The organism is Streptococcus sp. k-163 (assembly GCF_013277555.1).
GTDB lineage: Bacteria > Bacillota > Bacilli > Lactobacillales > Streptococcaceae > Streptococcus.
This window is the reverse complement of sequence record NZ_VMND01000009.1, coordinates 1-17,929: the sequence shown is the minus strand read 5'-3', so window position 1 is coordinate 17,929 and position 17,929 is coordinate 1. Positions and strand designations below refer to the sequence as shown.

General features: G+C 37.6%; 18 protein-coding genes and 1 pseudogene. 11 read left to right on the top strand and 8 right to left on the bottom strand.

The window, feature by feature from the left end; genetic code table 11:
- Nucleotides 1–2: 2 nt before the first annotated feature.
- The 8 genes from HT731_RS02940 to rpsI all read left to right on the top strand — a co-directional run bounded on the left by HT731_RS02940 (nt 3) and on the right by rpsI (nt 8,313).
- The gene (locus tag HT731_RS02940; RefSeq protein ID WP_025171197.1) at nt 3–452 is read left to right on the top strand and encodes a GNAT family N-acetyltransferase; all 450 of its coding nucleotides are present in this window, start codon (nt 3–5) and stop codon (nt 450–452) included.
- 270 nt (nt 453–722) lie between these two features.
- On the top strand, nt 723–1,769 hold the full coding sequence (pheS, locus tag HT731_RS02935) for a phenylalanine--tRNA ligase subunit alpha (protein WP_000103743.1): 1,047 nt from the start codon (nt 723–725) through the stop codon (nt 1,767–1,769).
- Nucleotides 1,769–2,278: a GNAT family N-acetyltransferase gene (locus HT731_RS02930; RefSeq protein ID WP_000619938.1), complete on the top strand. Its 510-nt coding sequence runs from the start codon at nt 1,769–1,771 to the stop codon at nt 2,276–2,278. The genes pheS and HT731_RS02930 overlap by 1 nt, the downstream gene beginning before the upstream one ends.
- 76 nt (nt 2,279–2,354) lie before the next feature.
- Nucleotides 2,355–4,760, top strand: coding sequence for a phenylalanine--tRNA ligase subunit beta (gene pheT, locus HT731_RS02925; protein ID WP_173277594.1), 2,406 nt, complete (start codon nt 2,355–2,357; stop codon nt 4,758–4,760).
- A gap of 390 nt (nt 4,761–5,150) precedes the next feature.
- Nucleotides 5,151–6,044, top strand: coding sequence for an ABC transporter ATP-binding protein (locus HT731_RS02920; protein ID WP_173277593.1), 894 nt, complete (start codon nt 5,151–5,153; stop codon nt 6,042–6,044).
- Nucleotides 6,041–7,240 carry an ABC transporter permease gene (locus HT731_RS02915; protein ID WP_153226283.1) on the top strand — a complete coding sequence of 400 codons (1,200 nt, stop codon included), beginning with the start codon at nt 6,041–6,043 and terminating at the stop codon, nt 7,238–7,240. Before HT731_RS02920 ends, HT731_RS02915 begins: the two co-directional genes overlap by 4 nt.
- 215 nt (nt 7,241–7,455) lie before the next feature.
- The gene (gene rplM, locus HT731_RS02910) at nt 7,456–7,902 is read left to right on the top strand and encodes a 50S ribosomal protein L13 (RefSeq protein ID WP_001044624.1); all 447 of its coding nucleotides are present in this window, start codon (nt 7,456–7,458) and stop codon (nt 7,900–7,902) included.
- 18 nt (nt 7,903–7,920) lie between these two features.
- Nucleotides 7,921–8,313, top strand: a complete 393-nt coding sequence (rpsI, locus tag HT731_RS02905) for a 30S ribosomal protein S9 (RefSeq protein ID WP_000075973.1) — start codon at nt 7,921–7,923, stop codon at nt 8,311–8,313.
- Between the two features lie 106 nt (nt 8,314–8,419).
- Here the strand turns inward: rpsI and HT731_RS02900 are convergent, their stop codons facing one another.
- The 7 genes from HT731_RS02900 to HT731_RS02870 form a co-directional block, all read right to left on the bottom strand.
- Complete coding sequence (locus tag HT731_RS02900; RefSeq protein WP_000156559.1) at nt 8,420–9,637, bottom strand: site-specific integrase; 1,218 nt, start codon at nt 9,635–9,637, stop codon at nt 8,420–8,422.
- 66 nt (nt 9,638–9,703) lie between these two features.
- Complete coding sequence (locus HT731_RS02895) at nt 9,704–9,967, bottom strand: helix-turn-helix domain-containing protein (RefSeq protein WP_001196067.1); 264 nt, start codon at nt 9,965–9,967, stop codon at nt 9,704–9,706.
- 13 nt (nt 9,968–9,980) lie between these two features.
- Complete coding sequence (locus HT731_RS02890) at nt 9,981–10,634, bottom strand: replication protein (protein WP_000032482.1); 654 nt, start codon at nt 10,632–10,634, stop codon at nt 9,981–9,983.
- 202 nt (nt 10,635–10,836) lie between these two features.
- Complete coding sequence (locus HT731_RS02885) at nt 10,837–11,436, bottom strand: hypothetical protein (protein ID WP_001232745.1); 600 nt, start codon at nt 11,434–11,436, stop codon at nt 10,837–10,839.
- Between the two features lie 3 nt (nt 11,437–11,439).
- A complete protein-coding gene (locus tag HT731_RS02880) occupies nt 11,440–12,528 on the bottom strand; it encodes a type IV secretion system DNA-binding domain-containing protein (protein ID WP_000255253.1) in 1,089 nt (362 codons plus the stop codon).
- The gene (locus HT731_RS02875) at nt 12,528–12,842 is read right to left on the bottom strand and encodes a hypothetical protein (protein ID WP_173277710.1); all 315 of its coding nucleotides are present in this window, start codon (nt 12,840–12,842) and stop codon (nt 12,528–12,530) included. The genes HT731_RS02880 and HT731_RS02875 overlap by 1 nt, the downstream gene beginning before the upstream one ends.
- Before the next feature lie 163 nt (nt 12,843–13,005).
- Nucleotides 13,006–13,524: a hypothetical protein gene (locus HT731_RS02870; protein ID WP_001060107.1), complete on the bottom strand. Its 519-nt coding sequence runs from the start codon at nt 13,522–13,524 to the stop codon at nt 13,006–13,008.
- A 338-nt stretch (nt 13,525–13,862) separates the two neighbouring features.
- On the opposite strand from HT731_RS02870, the gene HT731_RS02865 reads away from it, so the two are divergent.
- Together HT731_RS02865 and HT731_RS02860 are read left to right on the top strand one after the other, a co-directional pair.
- Nucleotides 13,863–14,753 (top strand): hypothetical protein, encoded by an 891-nt coding sequence (locus HT731_RS02865; protein WP_000097855.1) that lies wholly within the window; start codon nt 13,863–13,865, stop codon nt 14,751–14,753.
- Between the two features lie 10 nt (nt 14,754–14,763).
- A complete protein-coding gene (locus HT731_RS02860) occupies nt 14,764–15,339 on the top strand; it encodes a hypothetical protein (protein ID WP_000185168.1) in 576 nt (191 codons plus the stop codon).
- A 149-nt stretch (nt 15,340–15,488) separates the two neighbouring features.
- Here the strand turns inward: HT731_RS02860 and HT731_RS09495 are convergent.
- Nucleotides 15,489–15,731 (bottom strand): annotated as a pseudogene (locus HT731_RS09495) (hypothetical protein); the annotation flags it as partial.
- 441 nt (nt 15,732–16,172) lie between these two features.
- Between HT731_RS09495 and HT731_RS02850 the strand changes: the two are divergent.
- Nucleotides 16,173–17,929, top strand: a 1,757-nt coding sequence (locus HT731_RS02850; protein ID WP_240156587.1) for a leucine-rich repeat protein, incomplete at its 3' end; no start/stop codon positions are given.

The following is a 17,929-nucleotide window of genomic DNA, read 5'->3' as shown; positions in this document are numbered from 1 at the left end:
CACTGCGTCTTGTTCCTTATTATAAGGTCAATCATTGTGAAGAAGCTCTTGCTTGGTATCAGGATGTGAACTTGGTTCACCTCGTAGATGGGGTGAAGCTTCCTTATAGTCAAGAAACTTTGGAAGCCATGTATTCCTATTTGGATCAGCATGGTGAGCTTTTTTGGATTGAAGTCAAGGAGAAGGGTGAATGGTTTCCAATTGGGGATGTTACACTATCTCAGGACAATCTCCCCATTGTGATTGGAAATCCCGCTTACCAACATCGAGGACTTGGAAAAAAGATCCTAAGTACTTTGATTGAATTGGCTCGAATAAAAGGATGGAAAGAATTGAGAGTCAAGGAAATCTACACTTACAATCATGTATCTAGGCGCTGTTTCAAGTCGCTTGGATTTGTGGAAAATGGAGCAACAGAAAAAGGAACGAGTTTTGTATTGAAATTAGTCTAATCTAACTTGTTTTTTAACTCAAAATCTGATAAACTATGTAGTAATTGAATAGAAATCTGCAAGACTAGTAACTCAAGGGAAGTATATCAGGGAGGAGAGCCGTGACTGCAAGCTCTTTATATGAAAGCTGGGTGAATTCACTTGCGCATGGATTTAGAAATGAAGGTCTGACTTGTCAGATGAAAACGGATGGTACCGCGTGTCAACGCTCCGAGTGGAGTTTTTGGCATGTGGTTTTCTTTTTATCTACGAGCGACTGATGGAGGAATTATGTCAACTATTGAAGAACAATTAAAAGCGCTTCGTGAAGAAACGCTGGCTAGCTTGAAGCAGATTACTGCTGAAAATGAAAAAGAGATGCAAGATTTGCGTGTCTCTGTCCTTGGTAAAAAGGGATCGCTCACTGAAATCCTCAAAGGGATGAAAGATGTCTCTGCTGAGATGCGTCCGATTATCGGGAAACATGTCAATGAAGCGCGTGATGTCTTGACAGCAGCTTTTGAAGAAACTGCTAAGCTTTTGGAAGAAAAGAAAGTTGCAGCTCAATTAGCAAGTGAGAGTATCGATGTGACCCTTCCAGGTCGTCCAGTTGCGACTGGTCACCGTCATGTCCTCACACAAACCAGTGAAGAAATCGAAGATATTTTCATTGGGATGGGTTACCAAGTCGTGGATGGTTTTGAAGTAGAGCAAGACTACTATAACTTTGAACGTATGAACCTTCCCAAAGACCACCCAGCCCGTGATATGCAGGACACATTCTATATCACAGAAGAAATCTTGCTCCGTACCCACACGTCTCCAGTTCAAGCGCGTGCTATGGACGCTCATGATTTTTCAAAAGGTCCTTTGAAAATGATCTCACCAGGGCGTGTCTTCCGTCGTGACACAGACGATGCGACTCACAGTCACCAGTTCCACCAAATTGAAGGCTTGGTAGTTGGGAAAAACATCTCTATGGCAGACCTTCAAGGAACGCTTCAGTTGATTGTGCAAAAAATGTTCGGTGAAGAGCGTCAAATTCGTTTGCGTCCATCCTACTTCCCATTCACAGAGCCATCTGTTGAGGTGGATGTTTCTTGCTTCAAGTGTGGTGGAGAAGGCTGTAATGTATGTAAGAAAACAGGTTGGATCGAAATTATGGGTGCCGGTATGGTTCACCCACGTGTCCTTGAAATGAGTGGTATCGATGCGACTGTTTACTCTGGATTTGCCTTTGGTCTTGGACAAGAGCGTGTAGCTATGCTCCGTTACGGAATCAACGATATCCGTGGATTCTACCAAGGAGATGTCCGCTTCTCAGAACAGTTTAAATAATGATTAGAAAAGTAGAAAAGGCAGATGTTGGGGTGTTGTCCAAAATTGCCAAACAAACCTTTAGTGAAACATTTGCTCATGATAATACGGAAGAGCAGTTACAGGAATACTTTGAAGAGTCTTATAGTCTGAGAGTTTTGTCAACTGAGTTGGAAAATCCAGAATCCGAAACCTATTTCATTATGCATGAAGAGGAGATAGCTGGTTTTCTCAAAGTCAACTGGGGAAGTGCTCAGACTGAGAGAGAATTAGAGGATGCTTTTGAAATTCAACGCCTCTATGTGCTACAAAAATTCCAAGGATTTGGACTAGGTAAGCAATTGTTTGGATTCGCTCTTGAACTTGCTACAAAAAATAGTTTTTCTTGGGCTTGGTTAGGTGTTTGGGAGCATAATACAAAAGCTCAAGCATTTTATAATCGATATGGTTTTGAAAAATTTAGCCAACATCATTTTATGGTTGGTCAAAAAGTAGATACAGATTGGTTACTGAAAAAGAAATTAAGGTAAGAAGATGATTCTTCTATTGAAATGATAGGAAAGGAAAATAACTAGAGTGACAACTGTCATTCTGGAAAACTAAATTATGCTTGTATCTTATAAATGGTTAAAAGAATTGGTGGACATTGCTGTGCCATCACAAGAGTTGGCTGAAAAAATGTCAACCACAGGGATCGAGGTCGAAGGTGTGGAATCACCTGCTGCTGGTCTCTCAAAAATTGTCGTCGGTGAGGTCTTGTCTTGCGAAGATGTGCCAGAAACTCACCTCCATGTTTGTCAGGTTAACGTTGGCGAAGAAGAAGCCCGTCAAATCGTCTGTGGTGCACCGAATGTGCGTGCTGGTATCAAGGTTATGGTGGCTCTTCCAGGAGCTCGCATCGCTGACAATTACAAGATCAAAAAAGGGAAAATCCGCGGTCTTGAGTCACTTGGAATGATCTGTTCACTTGGTGAATTGGGAATTTCTGACTCAGTTGTGCCAAAGGAATTCGCAGATGGCATCCAAATCTTGCCAGAAAATGCCGTTCCAGGTGAGGAAGTCTTCTCATATCTAGACTTGGATGATGAAATCATCGAACTTTCTATTACACCCAACCGTGCAGATGCCCTTTCTATGCGTGGAGTGGCTCACGAAGTGGCAGCTATTTATGATAAGGCAGTCAACTTTAAAGAATTTACTCTAACAGAAACTAATGAAGCTGCGGCAGATGCCCTTTCTGTCAGCATTGAGACAGACAAAGCGCCTTACTATGCCGCTCGTATCTTGGATAATGTGACTATCGCACCAAGTCCACAATGGTTGCAAAACCTTCTCATGAACGAAGGAATCCGTCCAATCAATAACGTAGTGGACGTGACCAACTACATCCTTCTCTACTTTGGTCAACCAATGCACGCCTTTGACTTGGATACCTTTGAAGGGAGTGACATCCGTGTGCGTGAAGCGCACGCTGGTGAAAAATTGGTGACCTTGGATGGCGAAGAACGTGACTTGGACGTGAATGACTTAGTTATCACTGTCGCAGACAAGCCAGTAGCCCTTGCAGGTGTCATGGGCGGTCAAGCAACAGAAATCTCTGATAAATCTAGTCGTGTCGTCCTTGAAGCTGCAGTCTTCAACGGAAAATCTATCCGCAAGACCAGTGGTCGCCTCAACCTTCGTTCTGAGTCATCTTCTCGCTTTGAAAAAGGCATCAATGTGGCAACTGTTAACGAAGCCCTTGATGCGGCGGCTAGCATGATTGCAGAACTTGCAGGTGCGACGGTGCGTAAGGGAATCATTTCAGCAGGCCAGCTTGATACTTCAGATGTGGAGGTTTCTTCGACTCTTTCAGACGTTAATCGTGTCCTTGGTACGGAACTTTCATATGCTGATGTCGAAGATGTCTTCCGTCGTCTTGGCTTTGGCCTTTCTGGAAATGCAGATAGCTTTACAGTCAGCGTCCCACGTCGCCGTTGGGATATCACAATCGAGGCAGACCTCTTTGAAGAAATCGCTCGTATCTATGGTTATGACCGCTTGCCAACCAGCCTTCCAAAAGATGATGGTACAGCTGGTGAATTGACAGCCACACAAAAACTCCGCCGTCAAGTTCGTACTATTGCTGAAGGAGCAGGTTTGACAGAAATCATCACCTATGCTCTAACAACTCCTGAAAAAGCAGTTGAGTTTACGGCTCAACCAAGTAACCTTACTGAACTCATGTGGCCAATGACCGTGGATCGTTCTGTCCTCCGTCAAAATATGATTTCTGGTATCCTTGATACGGTGGCTTATAACGTAGCTCGTAAGAATAAAAACTTGGCCCTTTACGAGATCGGAAAAGTCTTTGAACAAACTGGCAATCCAAAAGAAGAACTTCCAAATGAGATTAATAGCTTTGCCTTTGCCTTGACAGGCTTGGTTGCTGAAAAAGATTTCCAAACAGCAGCAGTTCCAGTTGATTTCTTCTATGCTAAAGGAATCCTTGAAGCCCTCTTTGCTCGTTTGGGACTCCAAGTAACCTATACGGCAACATCTGAAATCGCTAGCCTTCACCCAGGTCGTACAGCTATGATTTCACTCGGTGATCAAGTTCTTGGTTTCCTTGGCCAAGTGCATCCAGTCACTGCTAAGGCTTACGATATTCCAGAAACGTATGTGGCTGAGCTCAGCCTTTCAGCTATCGAAACTGCGCTTCAACCTGCTAATCCATTTGTAGAAATTACTAAATTCCCAGCAGTTAGCCGTGACGTTGCCCTTCTCCTTAAGGCAGAAGTGACTCACCAAGAAGTTGTGGACGCTATCCAAGCTGCCGGTGTGAAACGTTTGACAGATATCAAACTCTTTGACGTTTTCTCAGGCGAAAAATTGGGACTTGGTATGAAGTCAATGGCTTATAGCTTGACTTTCCAAAATCCAGAAGACAGCTTAACGGACGAAGAAGTCGCACGCTATATGGAAAAAATCCAAGCGTCTCTCGAAGAAAAAGTCAATGCAGAAGTGCGTTAAAGTATCAATCCATCCTTCGGGGTGGATTTTTTCTTTTCAAGTAACAATTCAGGATTAAAAATAGACAGTTGAGGAGCGGAGGTGATAAATCGAGTTTGCTACTGTATAATGGATTTATCACTAATACTCTTCGAAAATCTCTTCAAACCACGTCAGCTTCGCCTTGCCGTATATATATGTTACTGACTTCGTCAGTTCTATCTACAACCTCAAAGCAGTGCTTTGAGCAGCCTACGGCTAGCTTCCTAGTTTGCTCTTTGATTTTCATTGAGTATAAAAGTGCTCCAGGCCATATTTTACATAGCATTAGTCTTATAAAAATGGACGGAAAGCATTGTAAAGGATATCAAAAAGGAGTATAATGAGTGCAAGACATTTCGGAGGTGAAAGATGCTAGAAGTAAGAAGTCTAGAGAAAAGTTTTGGATCCAAGCAAGTTTTGTTTGGTATTGACTTTCAAGCGCGACCAGGTCGTATTTTAGGACTAGTCGGAAAAAACGGTGCTGGGAAGACAACGATTTTCCACAGTATTTTGAAATTTTTAGAATACCAGGGAGAAATCAGTCTAGATGGTCAGGATATTCGTCAGGAAACCTACGTTCGGATTGGCTATCTGCCTGAAGAACGCAGTCTCATGCCTAAATTGACAGTCCTTGAACAAGTTCGCTATTTGGCGACTCTAAAGGGCATGGATGCCAAAGAAATCAAGGAAAAACTCCCTCAATGGATGAAGAGGTTGGAAGTGAAAGGGAAGCTGACAGATAAAATTAAGAGTCTGTCAAAAGGAAATCAGCAGAAGATTCAGCTCATCATTACTCTGATTCATGAGCCAGACTTGATTATCTTGGATGAGCCTTTCAGTGGATTGGACCCAGTCAATACAGAATTGCTCAAGCAAGTCATTTTTCAGGAAAAAGAGCGTGGAGCAACCATTATCTTTTCTGACCATGTCATGACTAACGTCGAGGAGCTTTGTGATGATATTCTGATGATCCGAGATGGCCGTGTGGTCTTGCATGGACCAGTCCAGGATGTCCGGAATCAATACGGGAAAACGCGTCTCTTTGTTTCAAGTGAACGAAGCAAGGAAGAATTGGAAAATCTTCCTCATGTCAAACAGGTGAGCTTGACCAAACAAGGCAGTTGGAAATTGATCTTGGAGGATGAAAGTGCTGGTAGGGAACTCTTCCCAATCTTGACTCAAGGTCAATATATCGCAACTTTTGATCAGCAAGCGCCAACAATCGATGAAATCTTTAAACTAGAATCAGGGGTGGAAGTATGAGAAATATGTGGGTTGTAATCAAGGAAACCTATCTTCGACATGTCAAATCGTGGAGTTTCTTCTTTATGGTGATTTCGCCGTTTCTCTTTTTAGGAATCTCTGTAGGAATTGCCTATCTCCAAGGCTCCTCAATGGCTAAAAATGATAAAGTGGCAGTAGTGACAACAGTGCCATCTGTAGCAGAAGGACTGAAGAATGTAAATGGTGTTAACTTTGACTATAAAGACGAAGCAAGTGCCAAAGAAGCGATTAAAGATGAAAAATTAAAAGGCTATCTGACCATTGACCAAGAGGATAGTGTCTTAAAGGCTGTTTATCATGGCGAAACATCGCTTGAAAACGGAATTAAATTTGCAGTTACAGGTACACTCAACGAACTGCAAAATCAGCTTAATCGTTCAACTGCTTCCTTGTCTCAAGAGCAGGAAAAACGCTTAGCGCAGACAATTCAATTCACAGAAAAGATTGATGAAGCCAAGGAAAATAAAAAGTTTATTCAAACAATTGCAGCAGGCGCTTTAGGATTCTTTCTTTATATGATTCTGATTACCTATGCGGGTGTGACGGCTCAGGAAGTTGCCAGTGAAAAAGGCACCAAAATTATGGAAGTCGTCTTTTCTAGCATAAGGGCTAGTCACTATTTCTATGCACGGATGATGGCTCTGTTTCTAGTGATTTTAACGCATATTGGGATCTATGTTGTAGGTGGTCTGGTAGCCATCTTGCTCTTTAAAGATTTACCATTCTTGGCTCAGTCTGGTGTTTTGGATCACTTGGGAGATGCCTTCTCACTGAATACCTTGCTCTTTATTTTGATAAGTCTCTTTATGTACGTCGTCTTGGCTGCCTTCCTAGGTTCTATGGTTTCTCGTCCTGAGGACGCAGGAAAAGCCTTATCTCCTTTGATGATTTTGATTATGGGTGGTTTTTTTGGAGTGACAGCTCTGGGTGCAGCTGGTGACAATCTCCTCTTGAAGATTGGTTCATATATTCCCTTTATTTCGACTTTCTTCATGCCATTTAGAGCCATTAATGGCTATGCAAATGGGTTAGAGGCTTGGCTTTCACTTGCTATTACAGTGATTTTTGCGGTGGTAGCAACAGGATTTATCGGACGTATGTATGCTAGTCTCGTTCTGCAGACAGATGACTTAGGTCCTTGGAAAACCTTTAAACGTGCCTTAGCTTATAAATAGAAGAGCCTCGCGAAAGCGAGGTTTTTTAGAGACAAAAAGAGTGGAATTTAGAAAAATATTTTTCATATCTATTGACTTTTAGGGGTGAAATTTGGTATTATAGTAAGCGGTATTGTTTACCCCATTTGAAAGGCCCCGGAACCTTCCAAATACTTTTCGATGGGAAGGAACACCCATCACCGTAAACAAAAATCGAACTATATATAGGAGAAATCATGAACAAAACAACATTTATGGCTAAACCAGGCCAAGTTGAACGTAAATGGTACGTAGTTGACGCAACTGATGTACCACTTGGACGTCTTTCTGCAGTAGTTGCTAGCGTACTTCGCGGAAAAAACAAACCAACATTTACACCACACACTGATACAGGTGACTTTGTGATTGTTATCAATGCTGAAAAAGTTAAATTGACTGGTAAAAAAGCAACTGATAAAATCTACTACACTCACTCAAACCACCCAGGTGGATTGAAACAAATCTCTGCAGGTGAACTTCGTTCTAAAAATGCAGTACGTTTGATCGAGAAATCAGTTAAAGGTATGCTTCCACACAATACTCTTGGACGCGCTCAAGGTATGAAGTTGAAAGTATTTGTTGGAGCTGAGCACACTCACGCTGCACAACAACCAGAAGTTCTTGATATTTCAGGACTTATCTAAGGAAAGGAACAATAAAGTATGTCACAAGCACAATATGCAGGTACTGGACGTCGTAAAAACGCTGTTGCACGCGTTCGCCTTGTTCCAGGAACTGGTAAAATCACTGTTAACAAAAAAGATGTTGAAGAGTACATCCCACACGCTGACCTTCGTCTTGTCATCAACCAACCATTCGCAGTTACTTCAACTGTAGGTTCATACGACGTTTTCGTTAACGTTGTAGGTGGTGGATACGCTGGTCAATCAGGAGCTATCCGTCACGGTATCGCTCGTGCCCTTCTTCAAGTAGACCCAGACTTCCGCGATTCATTGAAACGCGCAGGACTTCTTACACGTGACTCACGTAAAGTTGAACGTAAGAAACCAGGTCTTAAGAAAGCTCGTAAAGCATCACAATTCTCAAAACGTTAATCAATACGATTATATCAACGTTTCAAAGCACCCAAAAGTTTACCTTATGGGTGTTTTTTTCGTCTTTTTTTAAAAAATTCACCTCAAAGTTCACCTTATTTTTACCTTATTGTTTTAGAGACTTTAAAGCAAATTCACCAACGGTCATAGGAACAACGTTAGAAGTATTGACATAAATTTGAGTTGTACCTGTATCGCTGTGTGTTAGTGCTTCAGAAATAGCTTCTAAGCTCATTCCTGCTTGTTTAGCCAGCGTTGCTCCTGTATGTCGCAGTTTATGTGGTGTAGCGTGTGCTAGTTCTTTATGTCGCTTTCTAATACTTTTCATTTTATTGTTCAGATAGTCAGCATGTAAAGGCTTGTTGATGTTTCCTTTTGTGTCGATATATGTAAAAACAAATTGTTCTGGATTACTGATGATGCCGAACTTTGCTAATTCATATCTTTGTTGTTCTTTCCAATTTTTGAGCAATTGGAGTAAGTCACCTGAAACAGAAAAGACAGTTTTCTTGTTGCTTTTTGTTGATTTTACTTCTCCATATCTATCTAATGCTTGGAGTAATTGAATTTGCGATTTATCAAAGTCAATATGTTTCCATTGTAGCGCATAGGATTCAGACTTTCTATCCCCTAAAAAGAATGTGAGATAGAATAGGACATAATCTTTGAGTGAAATCTTTTCGTCCTCTAAATCTTTTTGAAAGGCTAAGAACCAGTCTTGTAGTTGCTCGTGTGTCAGATATAAATCTTCCTCTCTCTTGGACTCATCAAGTTGAATCTTTTTAGTGGCTTTTATTCTTCTTAATATTTTGGCAACTTTATTAGCTTCTATATATTCAAGTTCTTCTGCCCAATCAAAAATAGAAATCACATAGCTACGTAAAGATTTAAAGTTCGCATATTCGTTAGCTTTTGCTGTCATAAGGTTTAAAATAACCTGCTTGTTTTGATTTAGAAACTGTATTGTATAATTTCCAAGAAGTGGCAATATATGTCTTTCGAAACAAGTTTTAGTATTAGAGATAGTTGACTTACTTGGTGGTTTAACAGTAGATGTTGTTTGTCCTGATTTGTAGGAATCCCACCAAATATTATGATAGAAGTCTGAGAAAAGGATTTCTCCTTTACCTAATCCAGTAAATTCATTATCTTCAATTTGATTTAACTTGGTAAGCAAGTCTATTTCTGCTTGTCTTGCCTCCTTTCTTGTTTTGAATCGTTTATCGTAATAGTTGTTGTTGACGATGCCAAGTGGCATTCGTGCATCTATTGGAATGTAGATTTTTAAACGATAAGTACCATTTTGTGTTTTAGTGATAGTCATGATATTCTCCTTGTGTATCGAACCAGAAAATATCATGACTATTATAAAACAAAAATCTTGATATTTCTAGTTATGTAAGTTTAGCCATTGATCGATAGCGTCTTTATGGAATCGAATCGTTTTACCGATTTTGATTTTGGGTAAGCCTTTTACAATCCAAGAATCCAGTGTATTATTTGATATACCTAAATAGTTACAAGCTTGTTGTTTGTTCAAATAGGGACTATCGATACCGCTCTTGTCTAATTGCTCTCTGATTTCTTTCTTTATAAGATTAGAGAGTAAAAGTTGAATTTGATGAATTTGTTCATCTGGTAAGATTACTTGCATAGCTTTTCCTCCGTTATACTTCTATTAAAGTAGAGTCTGATATGATGTCTCTAGTTTTATTAGGAGTATTCGTCAAGGGAGCTTTTGATGAAGTTATTTTGCTTTTATCTGTACTATACCTTCGTGAATCTAAATACTTGGCAAAAAAGTAAGTTTTATCTACGATAAGTCTTAATAAGGTCGGATTTTCTTCTCTCGCATACCTAACCAGATGATTAAATTCAGTGAAATTATTCTTGTCTATCACGTCAATAATAGTTGATAGAAAATCATCGTTGTTATGGTTTATGAGGAATTTATCCAATTCAAATCCGCATCCAATTTCTATATCTTTGATATCGTACGGACTTTTCTCAGGATTCTCCGCATGGACAAAGTAGTCATACATCCCTTTTGGAGACATAATAGGTTCTACATGAGCAGGTCCCTTTAATTTATCCTTGATGAGTTCAGATACTTGAGAATAACTTTTGAGTGAATCGAAGAAAAAGGCGCCATGCTTATGAGCTTTTTTAAGTTCCCCTGTTCTTCTATTAACGTCTTTATCGTGCCAAGGGGATAAGATAAAGGGAATATGAAGGTCTTCAAGGATTTCTAAATAGTTTTCTGGGGCGCTCTCTCTGTAGAAAAGAAAAGCCCACTTGTTGGAACGTTGTTCTTTTGACATATACAACATACCTCGCTTTCAAATTGTATTTCTATCTATAAGGAGATTTAGAAGGGTTCTTTCGGAAGGTGGAAGACGCTTTTTTGATATTTCTGTGATTATTGATTATTGGACTAACGGGGTCGTAGTAACCCGTTAGTCCATATACCAAGCAGACGGGCGCTAGGTGGCGCTTACTTCGTGCGCCATAGCGCCCGTCCTATTATTTACGTCTTGTTCCGATAAAGTAGAAGTCCATGCCCTTTCTTTCAGGTCTTGAAAAATAATAGTCAGGATTGCGACTAGAAATTTCTTCACTGATGATTGTTTCCAAATCTTTTAGAATTCTAATGGCTTGTTGCGATTTGGGGACAGGAATAATCAATGTTGTGCTTTCCTCTCGTATATCTACAAGCACTTTCTGAATCGCTTTATTGAACTGTTTGTTGATAGGGTTGTATCTCTTTGTGTTTCCTTGCTCGCTTGTGCTTACAGTTTCTGAGTACTCTCTTTGAATCAGAAATAGACGAAGAGAAAAGGTCTGTGTAATGGACTTAAAGAGGTTTGATATTTTATCTTCTCTGTGGCGTATCTTAATTTCATAGCCAACTAATCCAAGTAATAAGAGAAGGGACAATAAAGAAATAGATGAGCTGATAAAGTGAAGCAAGCGCAGGAAATCAAACAGAGATGTGAAATAGATACTGTTTTCCAAGGGATTCATTCCAAGCCTCAATAAGATTGAAATAAACATAGATAGGATTCCCATTATAAAAAAGGTAGTTGCTGGATGAATGGTTTTTTGAAAATTCGTTTTTCTCATAGTCTATAAAATTCCTTTCTTGGTGTAATAGGTGGGACAGAGGAGGGGGAAAACTTGATAAGGATGTTCGTTATCAATAATCTGTATAAGTCCTGTTCCTTTGCCTATCGGAATAACGATGCCCTCAGGGTCGAGGTCGGGAAACAAAAACTGTGTGGTCTTTTTATTAATGTTTCCAATCTGTATCAGAACATTCAATTGTTCCCGAACGGATACGGGGATAGTTGTATGGTCAAAGCGTTGACTGACTAGAAGTAAATGAACACGTGTAGCTCGTCCCAGTAGTGCGATTTGAGACAATAAAGAGAAGAAAGAATCTTTGATGGTTCTGTTGACTCCTTCTGACAAGGCTAGTACTTCATCAATAACAATGGTTAGATGTTTAAATTCATGACGTGGATTTTCAAACAAGATGGCTTGCCTTTTATGAATGATGGTCATACACTTGCTCAGGTTTTCATTAATTTCTGAAACAAAATCAGATTTAGAGCGGTTTTCATGGGGGTGAATAACGGGAGTTTGGTGTTCTCTTGCCCAGCGTGATGGTGTATCAAACTTAGGGTCAATAATAATTAGGTCAGAAATGTTTTTCAGGACACTAAGTAGATAAGTCAAAGCGTAACTTTTCCCACTACCGGAATTACCAGCAATAGCCAAAGAAGTTACCTTATCATAGTTAATGGCTAGATTTTTCATGATAGGAATATTATTACCCTTTAGAGACGAGGTAAATATCTCAAGGTCTGGAATGACCAAGCGCTCCGAAACTCCTTTTTTCCATGGAAAGAATAAGCCACGCTGAACATGAATATCCTCTGACTTTAAGGCGATAAAGTAAGCAGAGTTTTGTTTCAATAGCGTATATTGAGGATAGAGGGAGGCGTTTGCGATTAGAAAAATCTTCTGATACAAGTCATCATCAATGATAAAGCCACATGGTAGACGAGGGACAAAGATAAAGCCGTCTTCTCGGACAAGAATGTTAAAAGAGTTGGTGTAGGATGTTTCACCCTGTAATACAGAGCCCAAACCCATATTTAGGCTCTGTAACAGGTATTGTTCCAACTCTCTTTGTGTGAGAGTTGAAACCATTAGTTCACCTCTTTCAATCCGTCAGCTTTGAAGTAGACATTGTAGTTAACTTCGCATGCCATTAGACCTTCAAATGAAACCAGAGATAGGTAGTCTGGCAGTTCAGGTGCTTCTGTAAATTTCACTTGAAAAGGCGGAAGTCCTTTTTGTCCGAACCAAGGCTTATAAGCGACAATTTCCCCTGTTGGTTTGTTGTTTTCGTACTTTTGTTGGGGTTCGAGTTCGTCACTCAGTAAGTAGATAGGAGCGTTGAGGTCAACGTATTGTTGAGCGATATGGTTTGAGTAACCGCCTTTTCGGTGTTGTGGTTTGATTTTCATATGGATATACCTTTCTATATGAAGCTTAAAAACTAAGAAGAGACAAGCTCGGTTTGAGGTCATGAGCTGGACTTTTAAAACTACCTCCTAATTAATGGACAAAATTAAGGGTAGTTGAACCATTTTTGAGCAAAAAAGGCCTAATTTTTTTGTTCAATTATTCTGTGAGTCTTTCTTTTATATAAGACATTATTTTCGGTATCTTACGTTGGATTTTACGATAGTCCTCATTTAATCTTCTACCCATTTCTCTGAAAGAAAGTTTCTTGTAGTTTATATAGGTTTCCCCCCTATACGTATATTCATATTCTTCAAATGAATGGCAAAGTAAGATAATGTCTCTGTCAAGTTCATCTAATTCAGATAGAACCTTTTTTAATCTTGGCAATTGAGCTAAGGTAAATTCTTCATCTTCTGTCTGAATGAGAAAGTCAAGAGGATTAGGGGAATCATCTATAAACAAGTCAAGTGGAGTTGTTTCGTTATTTGTTCTTCCATTGTTTATTTTGGAGTTTAGACTTATTTCTTTACGACGACATTGGCGAGCATAACTATTTTCATGTCTATCACTCTCATTTAGCCATTCAAGCCAGAAAGATTGCTCTTCTGGAGTTAGAGATTTAACGAGTTTTTCATTTAATTTCTTTTTAGAAATTTCTTCATATATATTATTCATGTTGGTTCCTTTCTGTCCTTAGGACGGAAAGAAACTTCAATGAGCCATACTGAATACCGATAGATGTGAAAAGGGCACACCAAATAAACGGATAAACAGATATATGCAGAACTCGACCGTTATCGTCTGAGTTTTCATATTCGTTTCAATCCGTCCATTTGATGGCCATCAATTAGGACTAATATTATTATTCTGAAGAAAACGCTTGTGAAATTTGATATAATAGAATCAAATATACATTTGCCTTATCTTCAAACTTTATTATGAAGTAGATGGAGTTACTTGTAAATGTAGATAAAGTAGATAAAGTTATCAAATAAAGTAAGAGGAGTTAAAAAATGTCATCTAACGTTCCACGCCTAACAGGAGGGATACTCTTTGGGCTTATTCTTGAAGCTAGAAATACTAGAAGAAGAGTACGTAGTACAAGAGTACGTGGTGTTGTAACTGATAAAAGTGATGGTTTAAATGAAGATGATATGATGTTATCGTTCATCGAGAACTTTACAGGGGAATCCCTTTTAAAAGTTAAAGGGACATCATTTAAAAAGAATGTGTCTGAATATAAAAAATGTGTGATATCTGCTACATCATATTTGATCTTTGACGACCAAACTTTTATTGATTCTTTTGAAACCTCAGTTAAGCAAAATAAAAAAGACACACTTGAGAGTATGTCTGCTTTTATAAGTAATAAGTTTTCAGAGCAAAAATTGGAATGGTTTGCTTCTGCTATTATAGAAACAATCTGTAATGATGAAACAATTGATATTTCGGAACGATTTAAGATTTCTGTTAATAATACTGTATCTAAGTCAGAATTATTAAGTATTACAACAGTAGAAATTGAGCCATTCTTGTTAGATGTGATGAGATATATATTTGTAAATAAAATTGATAATACACTCGGTAAAGAAACATTTGAGGAATGGTATTCTCAAAATGGAGAAAATACGCCATGGAAATTCAGAAACTCAGAACTGGGAAAGTCTTTGCCTAATTTAGAAATAACTCGTTATAACCCAAGTGTGGAAGAGTTGAATGAACAAACTGCTGGAATAGTGGAACAAGAGCATGTTGAAGAATCAGATACTGAGAACGAAGAAGAGAAAAAATTTAATACTGAAGGTGAAGAATCTATGAAACAACAAGTATTGAATAATCCAAAAATCATAACTCAGTATGCTAACAAAATTTATAACATAGAACATGTAGAAAATTTAAATTAAGGAGAATACATTGACAAACTCACTAAAAAGGCAGGATAATTTGCCCTCAGAATTTCCCCAACAACCACTACAACAAAATGCGGACAGAATTTATAATATTGAGCAAGCAAACAGTGTAAATCATATCGTTAATGTTACACCTATACGGCAGATACTCTCTTCCAATGAATATTATAACCTATTTATAATTTACAATGAGAAGTATGAAGAGAACTCGTTTAGTTTAAACAATGATAGGGTTTTTCAATACACAAATTCAGCAATTAGTCAAAAGTTCAATCAATTCACTTTAGAAGATATTGATGAAATAATGAGTTTGCCAGCTTTATTCCTTCCAGAATATAGTGAGGCGAACCAAGAGATAAAAACTGGATTTTTTGGAAAATTAGTAGATATAGATAAAAGAGCTGGATATATAAAATTTGATTTTCAGAAAGAATGTGAAATTGATTTAAATCTGATCGAACTTCATCAATCAGAATTAAAAATAGAAGATTGGGAATTAAGTAGGACTCACTGGGCAATTAAAAGAGCCAATTTAAAGAACATTTTAAAAGGCTTTGGTAATGGCAACGAAACAGAGTAAAGAAGTAAAAATTCAACGTGAAGTTGAAGAGTGGCAACGTCTTACGGCATGGAGTTTGTGACACAAAATGAAAGTGTCAATCCAAAGATTGACAAAGCCTTATCAAAAGCTAGAACGAACTTATAAGATGTCAATAATGCGGTAGGACGTTATGAAGAGGTCGTCAATCTCGTCAAATTTGGTAAAGACGAAATGAAATTAGATGGATTATTTATTGAGGTAATAGCGATACCTGCATTTAACATCATAGAAGCGTGTGTGTGGCGGAATAAGTGAAAACTATAGTCTGGTAGTCCTAAAGCAGATAGACGCTTTTTAAGAGTTGCTCTTTCATTTCTATCGCACATATAATTCCCGTATATGGTTGGGAATATGAGTGAAGATTTTCTGTTTCGTTCGCTTTTTTGTCTAATCTATCGATTTTAAAAATTTATAATAAAGAATTACTGAAATCAAAATCTTTTTGTCCCAGTCTCTTATGTTGTTCAATAGAGTTGCTATTGCATCAATTATATCTGTTTTTGTGGTTCTGGTATTTGTTCAAGTTGAGTGATAATATAGCGAATTGAATTTCGAGAGTTTTTACTCAGTTAATTTTATTTTTAGCCCATGTTAAAAATAAAATTAACGTGTGTTAAAAATAAAATTAACATTGGTTAATTTTTCTTGACTTAAAATTTAAAAATGATATACTATGTTTATGGAGAGATAACAATTTATAAAATGTACTACTCTATTCTACTAGATAATGCTTGAATAAAACTTTTTATAACAACGGCTAGCAAAGTTATAGTTTTATATCTATTAGAAAATAAATATGTAAGGAAATTTATATGAAAAAAAGAACAGTATTATCATTAACTACAGCTGCGGTTATATTAGCAGCATATGTCCCTAATGAACCAATTCTAGCAAATACACCTAGTTCGGAAGTGATCAAAGAAACTAAAGTTGGAAGTATTATTAAACAAAATAATATCAAATATAAGGTTCTAACTGTAGAAGGCAACATAGGAACTGTTCAAGTGGGTAATGGAGTGACTCCTGTACAGTTTGAAGCTGGTCAAGATGGAAAATCATTCACGATTCCTACAAAAATCACAGTAGGTGATAAAGTATTTACCGTTACTGAAGTAGCTAGTGAAGCTTTTAGTTATTATCCAGATGAAACAGGTAGAATTATCTACTATCCTAGCTCTATTACTATTCCATCAAGCATAAAAAAAATACAAAAAAACGGCTTCCATGGAAGTAAAGCTAAAACTATTATTTTTGAGAATGGCAGTCAGCTGGAGAAAATTGAAGATAAAGCTTTTAATTTTTCTGAATTAGAAGAGATTGAATTGCCTGCATCTCTAGAATATATTGGGACAAGTGCATTTTCTTTTAGTCAAAAATTGAAAAAGCTAACCTTTTCCTCAAGTTCAAAATTAGAATTAATATCACATGAGGCTTTTGCTAATTTATCAAATTTAGAGAAACTAACATTACCAAAATCGGTTAAAACATTAGGAAGTAATCTATTTAAAAATACTACTAGCTTAAAACATGTTGATGTTGAAGAAGGAAATGAATCGTTTGCCTCAATTGATGGTGTTTTGTTTTCAAAAGATAAAACCAAATTAATTTGTTATCCAAGTAAAAAAAATGACGAAAGTTATAAAACACCTAAGGAGACAAAAGAACTTACATCATATTCGTTTGATAAAAATTCTTATTTGAAAAGACTCGAATTGAACGATGGTTTAGAAAAAATCGGTACTTTTGCATTTGAAGATGCGATTAAACTTGAAGAAATTAGCTTACCAAATAGTTTAGAAACTATTGAACGTTTAGCATTTTATCGTAATTTAGAATTAAAAGAACTTATATTACCAGATAATGTTAAAAATTTTGGTAAACATGTCATGAACGGTTTACCAAAATTAAAAAGATTAACAATTGGTAATAATATCAACTCATTGCCGTCCTTCTTCCTAAGTGGCAGCTTAGATTCATTAAAGGAAATTCATATTAAGAATAAAAGTACAGAGTTTTCTGTGAAAAAAGATACATTTGCAATTCCTGAAACTGTTAAGTTCTATGTAACATCAGAACATATAAAAGATGTTCTTAAATCAAATTTATCTACTAGTAATGATATCATCGTTGAAAAAGTAGATAATATAAAACAAGAAACTAACGTAGATAAACCTAAAGAAGGAACAGGTAAAACTGAAACTGACGTAACTAAACCTAAAGAAGGAACAGGTAAAACTGAAACTGACGTAACTAAACCTAAAGAAGGAACAGGTAAAACTGAAACTGACGTAGCTAAACCTAAAGAAGGGACAGATAAAACTGAAACTGACGTAGCTAAACCTAAAGAAGGGACAGGTAAAACTGAAACTGACGTAGCTAAACCTAAAGAAGGAACAGATAAAACTGAAACTGACGTAGCTAAACCTAAAGAAGGGACAGGTAAAACTGAAACTGATGTAGCTAAACCTAAAGAAGGAACAGGTAAAACTGAAACTGATGTAGCTAAACCTAAAAAGAATTCTAATCAGGGAGTAGTTGGTTGGGTTAAAGACAAAGGCTTATGGTATTA